Annotated in this window: 14 protein-coding genes; 4 read left to right on the forward strand and 10 right to left on the reverse strand. The window is 65.4% G+C overall.

Annotation, left to right across the window (positions count from 1 at the left end):
* The 4 genes from nirD to CH291_RS24935 all read right to left on the reverse strand — a co-directional run bounded on the left by nirD (window position 1) and on the right by CH291_RS24935 (window position 5,942).
* Window positions 1-393 (reverse strand): nitrite reductase small subunit NirD, encoded by a 393-nt coding sequence (gene nirD, locus CH291_RS24920; protein ID WP_094688844.1) that lies wholly within the window; start codon window positions 391-393, stop codon window positions 1-3.
* 121 nt (window positions 394-514) lie between these two features.
* The gene (gene nirB / locus CH291_RS24925; RefSeq protein ID WP_094688845.1) at window positions 515-3,010 is read right to left on the reverse strand and encodes a nitrite reductase large subunit NirB; all 2,496 of its coding nucleotides are present in this window, start codon (window positions 3,008-3,010) and stop codon (window positions 515-517) included.
* 61 nt (window positions 3,011-3,071) lie between these two features.
* A complete protein-coding gene (locus CH291_RS24930; RefSeq protein ID WP_094642478.1) occupies window positions 3,072-4,463 on the reverse strand; it encodes a nitrate/nitrite transporter in 1,392 nt (463 codons plus the stop codon).
* A 237-nt stretch (window positions 4,464-4,700) separates the two neighbouring features.
* Window positions 4,701-5,942 (reverse strand): MFS transporter, encoded by a 1,242-nt coding sequence (locus tag CH291_RS24935; protein ID WP_094688940.1) that lies wholly within the window; start codon window positions 5,940-5,942, stop codon window positions 4,701-4,703.
* 81 nt (window positions 5,943-6,023) lie between these two features.
* Between CH291_RS24935 and CH291_RS24940 the strand changes: the two genes are divergently transcribed.
* Window positions 6,024-6,713 (forward strand): FadR/GntR family transcriptional regulator, encoded by a 690-nt coding sequence (locus tag CH291_RS24940; RefSeq protein WP_068046035.1) that lies wholly within the window; start codon window positions 6,024-6,026, stop codon window positions 6,711-6,713.
* Here the strand turns inward: CH291_RS24940 and CH291_RS24945 are convergent.
* From CH291_RS24945 to CH291_RS24955, 3 genes are all read right to left on the reverse strand, one after another.
* Entirely contained in the window at window positions 6,703-7,557 is an 855-nt protein-coding gene (locus tag CH291_RS24945) for a TIGR02569 family protein (protein ID WP_068046053.1), read from the reverse strand. The genes CH291_RS24940 and CH291_RS24945 overlap by 11 nt on opposite strands.
* Window positions 7,558-7,615: 58 nt before the next feature.
* Window positions 7,616-8,782 (reverse strand): adenylyltransferase/sulfurtransferase MoeZ, encoded by a 1,167-nt coding sequence (gene moeZ / locus CH291_RS24950; protein WP_094688846.1) that lies wholly within the window; start codon window positions 8,780-8,782, stop codon window positions 7,616-7,618.
* A gap of 90 nt (window positions 8,783-8,872) precedes the next feature.
* Entirely contained in the window at window positions 8,873-9,856 is a 984-nt protein-coding gene (locus CH291_RS24955; protein WP_094688941.1) for a DUF3152 domain-containing protein, read from the reverse strand.
* Between the two features lie 396 nt (window positions 9,857-10,252).
* Between CH291_RS24955 and CH291_RS24960 the strand changes: the two genes are divergently transcribed.
* On the forward strand, window positions 10,253-10,906 hold the full coding sequence (locus CH291_RS24960) for a TetR/AcrR family transcriptional regulator (protein ID WP_068046045.1): 654 nt from the start codon (window positions 10,253-10,255) through the stop codon (window positions 10,904-10,906).
* Between the two features lie 73 nt (window positions 10,907-10,979).
* On the opposite strand, the gene CH291_RS24965 is transcribed toward CH291_RS24960, so the two are convergent.
* Both CH291_RS24965 and CH291_RS24970 read right to left on the reverse strand, forming a co-directional pair.
* Window positions 10,980-11,207, reverse strand: coding sequence for a DUF3107 domain-containing protein (locus tag CH291_RS24965; RefSeq protein WP_179272205.1), 228 nt, complete (start codon window positions 11,205-11,207; stop codon window positions 10,980-10,982).
* A 106-nt stretch (window positions 11,208-11,313) separates the two neighbouring features.
* On the reverse strand, window positions 11,314-12,045 hold the full coding sequence (locus CH291_RS24970) for a ferritin-like fold-containing protein (RefSeq protein ID WP_179276658.1): 732 nt from the start codon (window positions 12,043-12,045) through the stop codon (window positions 11,314-11,316).
* 475 nt (window positions 12,046-12,520) lie between these two features.
* On the opposite strand from CH291_RS24970, the gene CH291_RS24975 reads away from it, so the two are divergent.
* Window positions 12,521-14,005, forward strand: a complete 1,485-nt coding sequence (locus tag CH291_RS24975) for a DEAD/DEAH box helicase (protein ID WP_256980968.1) — start codon at window positions 12,521-12,523, stop codon at window positions 14,003-14,005.
* A gap of 9 nt (window positions 14,006-14,014) precedes the next feature.
* A complete protein-coding gene (locus CH291_RS24980; protein WP_094688847.1) occupies window positions 14,015-15,259 on the forward strand; it encodes an Rv3212 family protein in 1,245 nt (414 codons plus the stop codon).
* Between the two features lie 21 nt (window positions 15,260-15,280).
* On the opposite strand, the gene CH291_RS24985 is transcribed toward CH291_RS24980, so the two are convergent.
* Entirely contained in the window at window positions 15,281-16,075 is a 795-nt protein-coding gene (locus tag CH291_RS24985; RefSeq protein ID WP_068045629.1) for a ParA family protein, read from the reverse strand.
* Window positions 16,076-16,093: the final 18 nt, after the last annotated feature.

The following is a 16,093-nucleotide window of genomic DNA, read 5'->3' on the forward strand; positions in this document are numbered from 1 at the left end:
TCACGTAGATCCGCCGCGGACCAGCACGACGCCCTCGACGCAGGAGACCTCGAACGATCCGAGGGTGACCTGCGTGTCATCGAGGCAGCGCCCGTCGGCCAGCGAGAAAACCTGCTTGAGCAACGGCGATGCGACGGTGGGTTCGCCCCCTCGGTCTCCCACCAGTCCGCGTGACATCACTGCTGCACGCCCGTACGGATCGATGTTGCCCACCGCGAACAGTCGTCCGTCGTCGAGCAGAAACAGCGCCGCCTGGGTGCCTCCTCGCAGGAGCACCGCCACTCCGCGCCCCGGAATCAGCGCGTCGAGCGTGCAGGCCGGGGTCCAATCACGAGCGATGTCGTTCGGTACCGCTGATGGTGACTTCACTGCTGACGAATCGATGACAGTCATGGCGTACCTCCTGATCAGCTATTCCACGTTGCTTGTGTTTCTTGGCCGTTAAGTCGCGATTACTCGTCTGTGCACATGCACTCAGTCTCGTGACCTGCCGGTTGTCAGCTCCCGTATCGGCTCACGCGCCCACTCGTGGCATTCCCATCAGCACAGGCACCTTGCGCGCGCCGGACTCGTCGAACGCGATGGTGGGGTCGGACTCGTCCGGAGCATTGACGAAGGAGACGAACCGACCGAGCTTCTCGTCGTCTTCGAGCACGCCGGCCCACTCGTCCTTGTAGCCGGCGACGTGGCGTTCCATGTCGGCTTCGAGTTCGGCACCGATGCCGAGACTGTCCTCGCACACGACGGCTCTGAGGTGGTCCAGTCCCCCGTCGAGCGATTCGAGCCACGGTGCCGTGCGCTGCAGCCGGTCGGCTGTACGCACGTAGAACATGAGGTAACGGTCGATGTAGCTGACCAGGGTGGCATCGTCGAGGTTGGACGCGAGCAACTGCGCGTGCTTGGGCGACTGACCTCCGTTACCGCCTACGTAGAGGTTCCAACCACCCTCGGTCGCGATGATCCCGACGTCCTTGCCGCGGGCCTCGGCGCATTCGCGAGCGCAGCCCGAGACGCCGAACTTGATCTTGTGCGGCGACCGCAGACCTCGATAGCGGTTCTCCAGATCGACGGCCATCCCCACCGAATCCTGGACGCCGTAACGGCACCAACTCGATCCGACGCAGCTCTTGACCGTCCGCAGCGACTTCCCGTACGCCTGGCCCGACTCCATCCCTGCGTCGACGAGGCGCTTCCAGATCGCCGGCAACTGCTCGACGCGGGCACCGAACATGTCGATGCGCTGCCCTCCGGTCACCTTCGTGTAGAGCCCGAAATCGCGAGCGACCTCGCCGATGACGATGAGCTGTTCCGGAGTGCACTCGCCGCCGGGCATACGCGGCACCACCGAGTAGGTGCCGTTCTTCTGGATGTTGGCCAGGAAGTGATCGTTGGTGTCCTGCAACGACGCCTGCTCGCCGTCGAGAATGTGGTCGGAGGACGTCGACGCGAGAATCGACGCGACGACAGGCTTGCAGATGTCGCAGCCGGTTCCCGAGCCGTACTTGGCGATCAGCGACGAGAAGGTGCGGGTGTTCGTGGCCCGAACGATCTCGTACAGCTCGGCCCTGGACTGAGCGAAGTGCTCGCACAACGACTTCGAGAGGACCACACCGGACGCGGCGAGCAACGACTTGATCGAGGGCAGGCATCCGCCACAGGTGGTGCCCGCGGTGGTGCAGCTCTTCACGGCCGCCAGGTCGCAGGCTCCGTCGGCTATCGCCGAGCAGATGGCACCCTTGCTCACACCGTTGCACGAGCAGATCTCGGCGTCGTCGGGCAGTGCACCGATGCCGACCTGCTCGGCGGCTGGTGAGATCAGAGCGCCCGGATCGCCGGGCAACTCGCGACCGACCAGTGGCCGCAACAGCGAGTACGCGGAGGCGTCGCCGACGAGGATGCCGCCGAGCAGGATCTTCGCGTCGTCGGTGACGACGAGCTTGGCGTACGTGCCTTTGGGGGCATCGCTGAACACCACTTCGAGAGCGCCCGGCGTGGCCGCCATCGCGTCGCCGAAGCTCGCGACGTCGACGCCCATCAGCTTGAGCTTGGTGGACATGTCGGCACCCGGGAATTGCGCTGCGCCGCCGAGCAATCGGTCGGCCACCACCTCCGCCGTCGAATACCCGGGAGCGACCAGTCCGTAGCACCGACCCTCGACCGCAGCGCATTCGCCGATCGCGTAGACGGCAGGGTCGGAGGTACTGCAGCCGATGTCGACCATGATGCCGCCGCGCTCACCCACCTCGAGACCACTCTCGCGTGCCAGCCGATCCTGGGGACGCACACCGGCGGAGAACACCAGCAGCGCGGCGTCGATGGTGCTGCCGTCGCTCAGTTCGACCGTCAGACCGGCGCTGTCGTTCTCGGAGATCGACGACGTGCCCACTCCCACATGGACGTTCAACCCGAGTTCGGTGACCAGACGCGCCAACAGCGCGCCGCCGCCCTCGTCCACCTGCAGCGGCATCAATCGTGGAGCGAACTCGATGACGTGCGGGGTCATGCCCATCTTCTTCAGTGCATTCGCCGCTTCGAGACCGAGGAGGCCACCGCCGACCACCACACCGACCGCGCCCGGTCCTGCGGCGTCGGCGCGGGCACGGATCTTGTCCAGGTCGTCGAGGGTTCGGTAGACGAAGCACGCGGGCAGGTCGTGTCCGGTGATCGGCGGCACGAACGGGTAGGAGCCGGTGGCGAGGACGAGAGCGTCGTACTCGACGGTGTCCCCCGCCGAGGTCACGACGGTGCGGTGATCGCGGTCGATGCGATCGGCCCGTACTCCGGTGCGCATCTCGACGAGGGTGTCACCGGGATAGTCGTTGCCCGCCAGAGCGAGTTCCTTGTGGTCCCAGGCACCGACGTAGGACGACAGTCCCACCCTGTCGTACGCCGCCAGTGCCTCCTCGCACAGCACCGTGACCTTCCACTCGGCCGCCTCGTCGCGCGCACGCAACGCTTCGACGAATCGGTGTCCGACCATCCCGTGACCTACCACTACCGCGTTCTTCATTGCGGGTCCTTCCGATCTACGTTGCCGTGCAGTGTGTTTCGTTCTCGCCGGTGATGGACCCTCAGACTGCTACCGGTGCGTCGGCGTCGGCGGAGTTGGTCTTGCGCAGGTAGATCGCCCACGTGACGATCGCGCAGACGATGTAGAAGGCGAGGAACACCCAGAACGCGGTGGTCGCGGACTTCGCGGTGCCCGAGTACGACGCCCGCAGCACCAGGTTGATTCCGACGCCGCCGAGAGCGCCGATCGCGCCGGCGATTCCGATGAGGGCACCGGACATCTTGCGCGACCAGTGCTGTTGCTCGTCGACCGTCATGCCCTGAAGCTGAGCGGATTTCGCAGCGAATATGGCGGGGATCATCTTGTACACCGATCCGTTTCCGAGGCCCGAGAGCAGGAAGAGTGCGATGAATCCGACGACGAAGAGCACCATCACGGTGCCGCTGGCCGCGCCGGGAGTCGAATCGTCCCAGGTACTGGCCGCAACCAGAATCCCGGTGGCGAACGTCATGGCCACGAACGTGTACAGGGTGATCTTGCCGCCACCGATCTTGTCGGCGAGCTTGCCGCCGAACGGACGCGACAGCGATCCCAGCAATGGTCCGATGAACGCGATCTGAGCGGCTTGCAGCGATGCCTGCGCCTGTTGAGCGGGAGTCGCCGGTGCTCCGTCGGTGAGTCCGGCGAGGAAGTTGATCTGCAGGACCTGCCCGAACGCGAAGCTGAAGCCGATGAACGACCCGAACGTGCCGATGTACAGGAAGGCGATCCACCACGAGTCCGAGAACTTCAGCACGTCGATCATGGAGCGTCCGTTGGTCTTCTGGTTGTCCAGGTTGTCCATGTACAGCGCGGCACCGACGGCGGCAAGCGCGATGAAGACGAGATAGACGGCGCACACGATCTCGGGGGCGGTGTTGCCGATGGTGGCGATGACCAACAGGCCGATGAGCTGGATGACGGGCACACCGATGTTGCCGCCGCCCGCATTCAAGCCCAGCGCCCACCCCTTCTCGCGTTGCGGATAGAACGCGTTGATGTTCGTCATCGAGGATGCGAAGTTACCGCCGCCGAGTCCGGCGAACGCCGCAACGATGATGTAGGTGGTGTACGACGCCGGGTTGAGCATGAAGTACATGGTCAGCACGGTGGGGATCAGGAGCACCAGAGCACTGAAGATGGTCCAGTTACGGCCACCGAACTTGGCCGTGGCGAAGGTGTACGGAATGCGCAGGATCGCGCCGACGAGGGTGGGGACGGCCACCAGGAAGAACTTGCCCGCCGCGTCGATGCCGTAGACCGACAACGGCATGAACAGCACCATCACCGACCAGATCGACCAGATCGAGAATCCGACGTGCTCGGCGATGACCGACCAGATCAGATTGCGCTTGGCGATCTGCTTGCCGCCGGCCTCCCAGGCCTCGACGTCCTCGGAATTCCAGTGCGCGATGTGATGGTTGACGGAGACGGGAACTGTTCCGGGTGGAACAGTCGCCGTGGTGGCTGAGCCGGCATCTGCCGAAGCGCTGCGAGAAAGGCTGGTCACGTGTGGCCTCCTGATCGGTGTGTGAACCGAACATAGGAAAGCCATGTTGCAGCGGCGCTGCGCGCGATGACTCGTTGATTAACTTGGTCTCACGTGCCATCGAGCACCGACGTGAGCTGAAGCGTCAACGTGCACCGAACGTCACCAGGTGTCTTCGAGCATCCTCGGTCGGCAGCACAGAAATCCTCCGACCAGCAGAACCGCTACACATCCGGTCAACAGAACCAACGGCAGTCCCCAGCCCCCGGACTCGGTGTGCAGTAGACCGAACAGAATCGGACCGGTCGAGGACACCACGTAACCCAGCCCCTGGGTGAATCCCGAGAGCGAGGACGAGCCAACGGCCGTGCGCGTCCTGAGGTTGATCAGCGTCAGCGACATCGGGAACGTCATCGTGCCCAGCCCGACCAAGCACACCCACGCGACCGTACCGGCAGTCGGAGACCAGTGCAGGCCCGCGAACCCGCCGAGGTAGCACGCCGCGGCAACCATCACGATGCCGTACGGATTGCGCACGCGCGCACAGAGCGTCGGCGCGGCCAGCGACGTGATCAGTCCCATCGCTCCGAACGCCGCCACCGACGCACCGGCCAAGCCTTCTCCGATCCCCGCATCGATGAGGAGCGTCGGCAACCAGGTGAGCATGGAGTAGGTGATCAGGGAGGTCATTGCGAACATCATCACCATCCCCCACGCCAGAGAGGACCGGTGGATTCGGCCGCTCGGCGATGCGTGGACCGACGCCGACCCGGCCTCACCGGAGACGTCCTTCTCGTCGCGGCCGCGTCGGGCGATGACGACACCGAGCCACGGCAGCGCGGCGGCCAGGCCGACGACGGCCCAGATCCCGATGGAGATGCGCCAACCGTGCGCGTCGGCGATGGGGACGGCCAGCAGCGGCGGAACCATGGTGCTGACCTGCATGGCGCAGATGTAGATGGTGCTGACGACGGCGAGCCGCTCGGAGAAATACCGCTTGACCAACGGCGGGATGACGACGTTTCCGATGCCCATGCCCGCGAGAGCGATCGCGGACAGCGCGAGCAGAGACGCGGTGTTCGGCGCGAACGCACGAGTGGCCATACCGATCGTGGTCAGCGCCATCGCCAGCAGAGCTGCCCGCTCCAGGCCGGTGCGCTTGGCGAGAAGCGGCGTGGCCAGGCCGAAGACGGCGAACATCGCCGGAGGCAACATGCCGACGATGCCGATGACGGTGGTGCCGAACTGGAGGTCGGTGCCGATTCTTCCGAACAGCGGGCTGATCGAGGTGACGGCGGCGCGCAGAGTCAGCGCGGACACCACGATCGCGGAGAAGACGAGTACTCGACCACGCACGAGCGAGGTACCGACGAGGCGGGTATCGGGGGCGGTGGGCGCACTCACCGCGTAATCATAGGATGACCGGATCATCGGGTGCAAAGCAGTACTATCGACGCTGCAACGTCCCCGGCATGAGGAGTCCACGTGCGGCAGGTCCAGCGATCGAGCCTGATCTCCCAGGTCACCGCTCAGCTGCGCGAAGAGATCACGTCGCAGCGATGGCCGGTGGGCACCCGCATCCCCACCGAACCCGAACTGTGCGAGATCACCGGCACCGGGCGCAACACCGTGCGCGAGGCCGTGCAGGCACTCGTGCACGCCGGCATGGTCGAACGCAGGCAGGGTTCGGGCACCTTCGTCATGACGTGCTCCGACCTCGGCGGAACCCTGGGAAAGTACTTCTCGGACGCCAGGCACCGCGATGTCACCGAACTACGCGAAACCTTGGAAGTCACTGCGGCGGCTCTTGCGGCCGACCGACGCGACGACGACGACATCCGTGCCATGCTCGGCGCGCTGGCCGATCGCAACGCGGCGTGGTCCGACGAAACTCCGTTGGCCGATGCAGTTCGGATCGACGCACGCCTGCACCGCGCCATCGTCGCGGCCAGCCACAACGCCATCTATCTGGAGTTCTACGATTCGCTGCTACCGGTGATCCACGACGCCATGCGCCACCACGCCATCGAGCACGACGACGATTACATCGACGAACACACGGCGCTCGTGGAGGCGGTGATCGCCGGTGACGCGGCCCGCGCGATGCAGGCCGCTCGATCACTGTTCCACGAACTCTCCGAATCACCGGCTCGCGCAGCGGAAGTCAGAGAATAAGGCGTACCAGATCCGCCGTTCGCGCCAAGCCGGGGAACGCCTCGGACGTCGAACGCGGATGAAGCGCGTGCACCGCGAGACGAAACATCAACGCGCGCAGCAACATCTGCGGCCATTCCGGTAGATCGTCCCAGCGGTTGACCAGACCGTCGTCCGCGTCACCCCAGGAAAGGGCGTCCACCACGGCCACCCCGGCAGCCCAGGGCGCAGGACGCCAGTACGGGGTGATGTCGCTGATCCCTGGTGCCTCGCTACCCGAGAACAAGACCGTTCCGAACAGATCACCGTGTACCAACTGGTCCGGTGACTCGACGGGCTTGCGTAGTGTCGCAAGCTGTTTGACCAATTCCAGGCTGCTCTTGCCATCACTGGACGACGGCTCGGGTGCGCCGGCGCCGCGAGCAGAGCGCAGCGGGACCGCTTCCCAAGCAGCTCTGTCGGCAGCAACGAAAACATCCACGTCGGCCCACGGGGCCACGGGAGGCTGAACCAGAAATCGCGGTCGCTCGAGTTGCGCGGTCGCCGCGTGCAACCGCATCGACAACGAGACCACCTCGTCGTGACGAGGCTCCGGTTCGCCGGCGACGAACGTGTCTGCGCGCCAGCCCGACACGACGTATCGGCCGTCGGTCGACCGGACCGGTCGGGCGAGACGGACCCCGTCCACGGTCAATGTCTCGCGCACCTTGGCCGACCATGCGGCGCGGGCATGGTCTGCCACCGGGGACAGGACGACGTCGCCCAGACGCCATCCACCGTCCCAATCCGCACCGAGTGGTGCAGGCTCGACATCGCGCAGCCCGAACGTAGAGATCACGTGCTGAGGAGGTTCGACAGAGCTCACGAGCGCCACGCTACCGCCGATCGCGGTGCCGCTGCGGACGACGCGCACACGCGACACATCAGTACATGGGCAAACCAGGATCGATCTGCTGGGCCCACTCCACTATTCCGCCGTGCAGATGGGCGGCGTCCGAGAAACCGGCTGCCACGAGGGCGGAGAGCACCTCGGCGGACCTGATGCCGGTTTTGCAGTAGAGCACGATGGGGATGTGCTGCGGTAGATCCGACATCGCCGCCCCCGACAGGATTCGACCCTTGGGAATCGAGCGCGCACCGTCGATGCGGACGATGTCCCACTCCACCGGCTCACGCACGTCGATGAGGGCGATCTCGCGACCGGACTGCATCATTGCGTGCAGCTCCGCCGGAGTGACCGATTCGCCGGTGGACTCGGCGGCCGGCACCACTCCGCAGAATGCCTCGTAATCGATCAGCTCGGTGATCGGCGTTCGATGCGGGTCCCGAGTCAGACCGACGGTTCGATAGCTCATCGCCAGTGCGTCGTAGATCATCAACCGACCCAGCAACGTCTCGCCGAGTCCGGTGATCAGCTTGATCGCCTCGGTGACCATGATCGACCCGATCGACGCGCACAGCACCCCCAGCACCCCACCTTCGGCACACGAGGGCACCATGCCGGGCGGTGGAGCCTCGGGGTACAGGTCGCGATAGTTGATACCTGCGTCGCCGGGGGCTCGATCCCAGAACACCGACACCTGCCCCTCGAACCGGTAGATCGAACCCCATACATAGGGGATCCCGACCAGCGCGGCCGCGTCGTTGACGAGGTATCGGGTGGCGAAGTTGTCGGTCCCGTCGAGCACGAGGTCGTACTGCCGAAAGAGCTCGAGTGCGTTCGACGAGTCGAGTCGAACACGGTGCAGCGTCACCTCGACGCCGTCGTTGAGTTCGAGAATCGAGTCTCTCGCGCTGTCGGCCTTCGAGCGACCCACGTCGGACCGGCCGTGGATGATCTGCCGTTGCAGGTTCGACAGTTCGACGTCGTCGAATTCCACGATGCCCAGAGTCCCGACACCGGCGGCCGCGAGGTACAGCAGTGCGGGTGAGCCCAGTCCCCCGGCACCGACGACGAGCACGCGGGCGTTGCGCAGTCGCTTCTGACCGTCGGTTCCCACACTGGGAATGATCAGGTGCCGGCTGTACCGGGCGACGTCATCGGGCGACAGTTCGCCTGCGGGTTCGACCAGCGGGGGTAGGTGGACCACGACGCAGCGACGCTCCTCGACTCGACACGGCGGCCGGTGACCCGGCGCGACACGTTCGAATCTAACTCAGCCTGTCCGAGTTCCAGCCGATCAGCCTCGCGGGTAGGGCCACGGATTGAATCGGCATGTCTTGCCGTCCATCGGAACGACGCCCGCTGGGTCCAGTCGCGCGATGTCGTCGTTGTTCGTCCCGAACGTCTGCTGCATCATCACCGGAGCGAGCCCGCCGTCGGTCTCGCACGGTTGGTGCTGCTGGTAGCCGATCGCGTGGCCGACCTCGTGATTGATCTGGTACTGGCGGTACGAGCCGATGTCGCCCTGGAACGAGATCGCCCCACGCACCCACCTCGGCTCGTTGAGCACCACTCGCTCGATGCCGGGGTTGTAGCAGGAGACCTCGAGCTGAATGTCGTAACCGCAGGCCTGCCGGATCGACATCTGCGACGTCAGCGAGATCCTGAAGTCGGGATCGCCCTGATCGATGCGACGGAATCCGAACCGTGGATCGTTGGTCCAACTCTTGGGGTTGGCAAGGGTCTGATCCACCAATCGGCCGAACGACTCGTCGCCGCCGAACCCGACCGTGTCCACGCCGTCCTCGACCTCGACCGTGTAGGTGAACACCCGCTCGGTCCCCTGCCCCACCTGCTCCGTTATCCCCGGCACGGTGTGCCACGTTCCGGCCCCCTCCACCGCGAACGGACCACCGTCGGGCAGTTCACCCGACGATATCGACGCTGCGAAGTTACCGTCGGCCTGCGGCGGAACGCCGATGATTCCGGTACCCGACGTCGTATCCGAACTCAAGGTGCCGAATCCAGGATCGGCGTTGGTCGACTGCGCTGCGGTGCCGGTGACGGGGTCACCGGTCCGCACGGCATCGAACACGACGAGCGCGGTCACCACGATCAGAATCGGCACCGCGTACGCCCGCCAGCCGTAAGTGGACGCGAACTTTCCGAGCTTGCTCTGCTTCCTGATATCGCGATCCGGTCGACGACTGCGCAGCTTGACCTCGCGTTGCGTCGGATCCCACTGCGCGCGGAGCGGTTGATGCGACCCGCGACTGCCCACACTTCGTGGGAAATCGTCCGCGCGATCGTCGTAACCGTCGTCGACGCCGTCCGACTGCACACCACCGCGGATACGCGGCCCGCCTCGGTCAGTCACTCGAACACGATCTCACAATCCTCACCGCCCGCTGCTCGGCACGCCGATACCGGGAATGGAACTATCGGGTTTTCGGTACGAAAACATCGTACGAACAAACCGCTCGACATGTTCCGGTATCGCCCACTTTCCGCAACGGTCCCCCAGGATCCCGTGGGTGCCGGCCGCCACGAGTATCGTTGCCCGTGATCTGCGCTACGAGCGGTCCGAACCGACGGCCACCCGCCGGGAGTTCATGCCGGACCGTTCGTTGTCGAACCAAGACGAGCGCAGCTGTCGACGCGGATGGGAACATAATTGATGACAGATCTCGACGACCGGAGGTCTTCGGACCGGCCGGCCACCACCGGCAATCGGCGCGGCGCACGGCTGCCTCGCGATGCCCGTCGGGCGCAACTGCTCGCTGCGGCGAGCGAGATATTCGTGACCCGTGGGTACCACGCATCCGGAATGGACGAGATCGCCGAATGCGCGGGCGTCAGCAAGCCGGTCCTGTATCAGCACTTCCCCGGAAAACTCGAGCTGTATCTGGCGGTGCTGCAGAGTTACGTCGACACCCTGATCGCAGGAGTACGACAGGCTCTGCGCTCGACCACGGACAACAAGCAACGAGTTCGTGCCGCGGTGCTGGCGTTCTACGACTTCGTCGACACCGATACACAGGGATTCCGCCTTGTCTTCGAATCCGATCTGATGGGCGACCCGCAGGTCAATGCACGCGTCGAGCAGGCAACCGAAGCGTGCGTCGATGCCGTCTTCGACCTCGTTGCCCACGATTCCGGACTCGATCCCTATCGAGCTCGCGTACTGGCCGTAGGCCTGGTCGGTGCCAGTCAGTTCACTGCTCGGTACTGGCTCGAAGCCGACCGGCCGATCTCGAAGGAAGACGCCGTCGACACCACGGTTTCGCTGGCCTGGGGCGGTCTGTCGCACGTTCCCCTGCAGGCACCGTAGCCTCGCAACCCGCAAACTCGACACGCCCCTCACTCGATGCGAGTGAGGGGCGTGTTCTGCGTTCCGAGCAGTCTCAGGCGGTCGCGAATCCGACCTTCCGAGAATCGGACGGACCGATCTCGACGTACGACACCTTGGAAGACTGGATCAAGAACTTGCGTCCCTTCTCGTCCTCCAACGCCAGCACTCCGTCCTTACCGGCGAAGGCGGTCGATACGAGCGCTTCGACCTCGGCCGGGGACTGCGTGCTGTTCACGACGAGCTCACGGGAACTCTCCGAAACACCGATCTTGACCTCCACGGTCAACCTCCGAACTCTCGACAACTCTGCTCACGCCAGGCTAGTGCAGCGGCGTCGAGCCAGACGCCCGACGCCCTGTGCTGTCAGCGAACACAGTCCTGTGCGGTCAGTCGAGGCCGAGTGAGGACATCCGTTCCGCGTGTTGTTCCTGCATGCGATCGAACAGTGCGACGACACCGTTGAGGTCTCCCGATGCGGTGATGACGAGATCGGTCAGCGACTCACGGCGAGCGAGCACGAACTGCGCCTGGGTGATGGCCTCACCGAGCAGACGACGACCCCACAGCATCAATCGCGCCTTCTCCTGCGAGCTCGCACGAACCCGATCGGACACCTCGTGCACCACGAATTCCGAGTGCCCGGTCTCGGCCAGCACGTCGCGGACGATCTCGGCCACGTCGGGGGTGAGACTGTGCGCGATCTGCCGGTAGAAATCGGCCGCGATGCCGTCGCCCACGTACGCCTTGACCAACGACTCCAACCACGTCGACGGCGTCGTCGACTCGTGGTACTCGTCCAGGGCGCGAACGAACGGGTCCATCGAGGCGTAGACGTCGAGACCACGATCGGACAAGGCTCTCTGCAACGTCTCGAAGTGGCTCATCTCCGCAGCCGCCATGCTCGCGAGCGCGACGCGACCCTCCATCGACGGAGCCATTCGAGCGTCGTCCGCCAGGCGATAGAACGCGGAAATCTCGCCGTACGCGAGCACCGCGAACAGATCCGGAATACCGGGGTGATCGTGCGCGATCGACGGCTCGACTCGATCCGACTCGGGCGACTCGACGACAGAGGTGGGTGAAACTGCGGACGACGGCTCCGACGAATGGGCTCCCATGGCTGGCAATCGTAGTCCGGTGCCCGACGCCTCGTCGCGGCGCGCGCTGGACGTACCGTGACCTGCCGACAATGGAGAATTCCGTTCGGCAAGCTACCATGGTGCTCGATCGTCACTCGCGGACCGATGAAACGGACCGAAGAAGCACACGACGGTCATCGATAATGTGTGCGCACCTGATCCGGGTCGCCTCGACAGCTTCGCCGCAGCGGACATCGCAGTTCGCGGCCGCGCTGAGGCTGACGGCGACATCACATCGGATCGAGGGCATCGACTTCGGCCGGCAATAGGCCTATGCCCTTCCTCGTGCGCACGTTCGACCACGAGGAAGGCCAGTCCCCTGAGCAAGATAGTCATCGACCAAGAATCCGACACCGGCGACACCACGCTGTCGGCGCAGCTGGACGACAAGCACGTACCCCCCACTTTCGCCGAACTGAACGTTGACCCCACCATCGTTCGCGCGCTCTCCGAGATGGGAATCGAGCGGACGTTCGCCATCCAGGAGTTGACGCTGCCGCTCGCCATCGCGGGCGACGACCTCATCGGTCAGGCACGCACCGGAATGGGCAAGACGTTCGGCTTCGGTGTGCCTCTGCTGCACCGACTCGCCACGGACAACTCCGGTACCTCCCCGCTCGACGGCACTCCCCGCGCCCTGGTGATCGTGCCGACCCGTGAACTGTGCGTTCAGGTCAGCTCCGACCTCGAGAACGCATCCAAGTACCTCAGCGGCGCGAACGGCCCCGTCAAGGTGCTCTCCATCTACGGTGGCCGTCCGTACGAGGCGCAGATCAGCGCGTTGCAGAACGGCGTCGACGTCGTCGTCGGCACCCCGGGCCGACTGCTCGACCTCGCCAAGCAGAACCACCTGATCCTCGGCAAGGTCGGAGTCCTGGTCCTCGACGAGGCCGACGAGATGCTCGACCTCGGGTTCCTCCCCGACATCGAGCGCATCCTCGGCATGGTTCCCGACAAGCGTCAGACGATGCTGTTCTCGGCGACGATGCCCGGCCCCATCATCACTCTGGCCCGGACGTTCCTGACTCAGCCGACGCACATCCGCGCCGAAGAGGCGGAGTCCTCGGCCGTCCACGACCGCACCGCCCAGCACGTCTACCGGGCCCACGCCCTCGACAAGGTCGAGATGGTCGCCAAAGTTCTCAAGGCCGAGGGTCGCGGCGCGACCATGGTGTTCACCCGCACCAAGCGCACCGCTCAGAAGGTCGCCGACGAGCTGGCCGAGCGCGGATACTCGGTCGGTGCCGTGCACGGTGACCTCGGCCAGGTCCAGCGCGAGAAGGCCCTCAAGTCGTTCCGGACGGGCAAGATCGACGTTCTGGTGGCGACCGACGTCGCGGCCCGCGGTATCGACATCGACGACGTCACCCACGTCATCAACTACCAGTGCCCCGAGGACGAGAAGACCTACGTGCACCGCATCGGCCGCACCGGCCGTGCCGGGCGCACCGGCATCGCGGTCACCCTGGTCGACTGGGACGACATCCCCCGTTGGCAGCTGATCGACAAGGCGCTCGATCTCGGCATGCCGGATCCGGTCGAGACCTACTCGAGCTCGCCGCACCTGTTCACCGACCTCGGTATCGCCACCGACGCCACCGGCACGGTACGCAAGGCACCCTCGCGCGCCCCGGAGAAGGCGGACGACGGCGAGGCGACGGCAGCGCCTGCGGCCGACGCGTCTTCGGCTACCAAGCCGCGCCGCTCACGCAGTCGGCGTCGAACCCGCGCAGGGCAGGACGGCGACAACACCGCCGCAACCAGCGTTGCGCAGAACGATTCCGCACCGGCAACGAAATCGGTTGCCGAACAGTCGGATACGTCCGATGCGGCGTCCGCGGACACGGTCACCAAGACTGCGCCGCGCCGCCGCAGGCGTCGTCGCCCCAGTGGATCGTCCGCCGACGCCGGACCCTCGACTGCGAGCGCGTCGGAGTAATCTCCCGCCGTGCTGGCTCCAGAACGAAGGACGAGAACCGACCTCCTCGTCGCCGCCGTCATCGCGGTGGTGGTAGTGGTTGCCGCGAGCATCGCCTGGTTCACCGGTGATGCTCGCGGAACCACATCGATCCCGGCCGAGGAGCCGCTGGCTCAGGCCGAGCCCGCGCTCGCGGTGCCCACTGCGCTCACCGAACTGTGGCGTGCGCCGAGTGCAGCGACGGATTCGACGCGAACCCCGCTCCCTGTCGTCACCGGATCCACGGTGGTGACGGCGGACGGGGGCTCCGTCCTCGGCCGCGATCCACGGTCAGGAGAGCCATCCTGGTCGTACTCGAGAGATCTCCCGCTCTGCTCGGTGGTCTCGTCGTGGAACACCGCGGTCGCGGTCTACCGCGACGACCGCGGTTGCTCTCAGGTCACCGAACTCGACGGGCCGACCGGAGAGCGCAAGGCGCAGCGCACTTCCGACGCCGACGATGCGGTCCGCCTGTCCTCCGATGGCACCTACGTGACGTCGAGGGGCGACACGCGCATGGAGCTGTGGCGGTCGGACATGGTGCGCACCCTCGAATACGGTCGAGTCGATGCCCCGGTCAATCCGGGTAGTCAGCCGCGAACCGGGTGCACGCTGCTGTCCTCGGCGTCGACGAACTCGCGGACGGCTGTGCTCGAACAGTGCCCGGGAGAGACCGCTGCCCGATTGTCGCTGATGAATCCTGCACCCAAGGACGCCGGTAAACCTGAGGAGTACGGGTCGACGGTGGTACCGGAACTCGTTCCCCGATCCGACGCACCCACTGCCGGGCAGATCATTGCGATCACGGGCAGCGTTGTCGCGCTGTACATTCCAGCGGAGAACGGCGCGCCCGACCGGGTAGGACTCTACGACGACGCGGCCGCGAAACTGTCCGAATTCACTCTTCCGGCCGGCTCCTCCCCTACCCCGAATCTTCCTGCGACGAAGGCAGGTTCGGCTCTCACCTGGTTCACCGGCACGGGGGTCCAGGCGTTCGATTCCAACAACCTGAGCCCTCTCTGGACCGTCCCCGGAGCCCTCGGAAGTGGAGCGGTCATGGCAGGCCGACTCCTCTTACCGGTGCCCGACGGCATCTCGGTGGTCGATCTCTCCACCGGTGTCAGGGTGGCCGACATTCCGGTCGACCGAGGCGATTACGCCGGCCCGATACAGATGTCGGTGATCGGCGATGTGGTCGTCGAGCAACGCGGTTCCGACGTGGTCGCTCTCGGCTGACCCGCCGGCACGGGCTTCGTTCTACTCCGCCGGATCATAGGTCTTCAGATCGGCTTGACCGTCCCAGTACGCCAGCAGATTCTCGGCAAGTTCTCGATAGGCCTGTGCGCCCTTGTTCTTTCGTCCCGAGAGCACCGTCGCGCCCGAGGCACTGGCCTCGGCGAAGCGTACGGTCCGCGGAATCGGCGGTGCTAGAACCGGCAACGAGTAGCGGTCCGAGACGTCGCCGAGCACATCCCTGCTGTGCGTGGTGCGGGCGTCGAACAGTGTGGGAAGGGCACCGAGCAGCGTCAGATCGGGGTTGGTGATCTGTTGCACCTCGGACACCGTTCGCAACAACTGCCCGACCCCGCGATGAGCGAGAGTCTCGCACTGCAGGGGCACGAGCACCGACTGTGCGGCGGTGAGGCCGTTGAGGGTCAGGACCCCCAACGACGGCGGACAATCGATGACGACGACATCGAAGTCCTCGAGGATCGGCGCGAGTGCACGCTTGAGCGCGAACTCACGACCCGCGCGCATCAGCAGCAGGGCTTCCGCACCTGCGAGATCGATCGTCGCCGGAAGCAGAACGATTCCTTCCGCAGTCTCGATCAGCACGTCCTCGACCTTCGCATCCCCGGTCAGCACCTCGTGCACCGAGGAATCGAGCTTGTCGGGATTGTGTCCGAGAGAGAACGTCAGACAGCCCTGCGGGTCGAGGTCGACCACCAGGACTCGTCGATCGAGAGCATGCAGCGCCGCCGCGAGCGAAGCCACCGTGGTGGTCTTGGCGACGCCGCCCTTCTGATTCGCAACCGCGAGAATTGTCGTCACGGCCCTGATCCTTGCTTA

The organism is Rhodococcus sp. 14-1411-2a (genome assembly GCF_002259485.1).
In the GTDB taxonomy this organism is placed as follows: Bacteria; Actinomycetota; Actinomycetes; order Mycobacteriales; family Mycobacteriaceae; genus Rhodococcoides.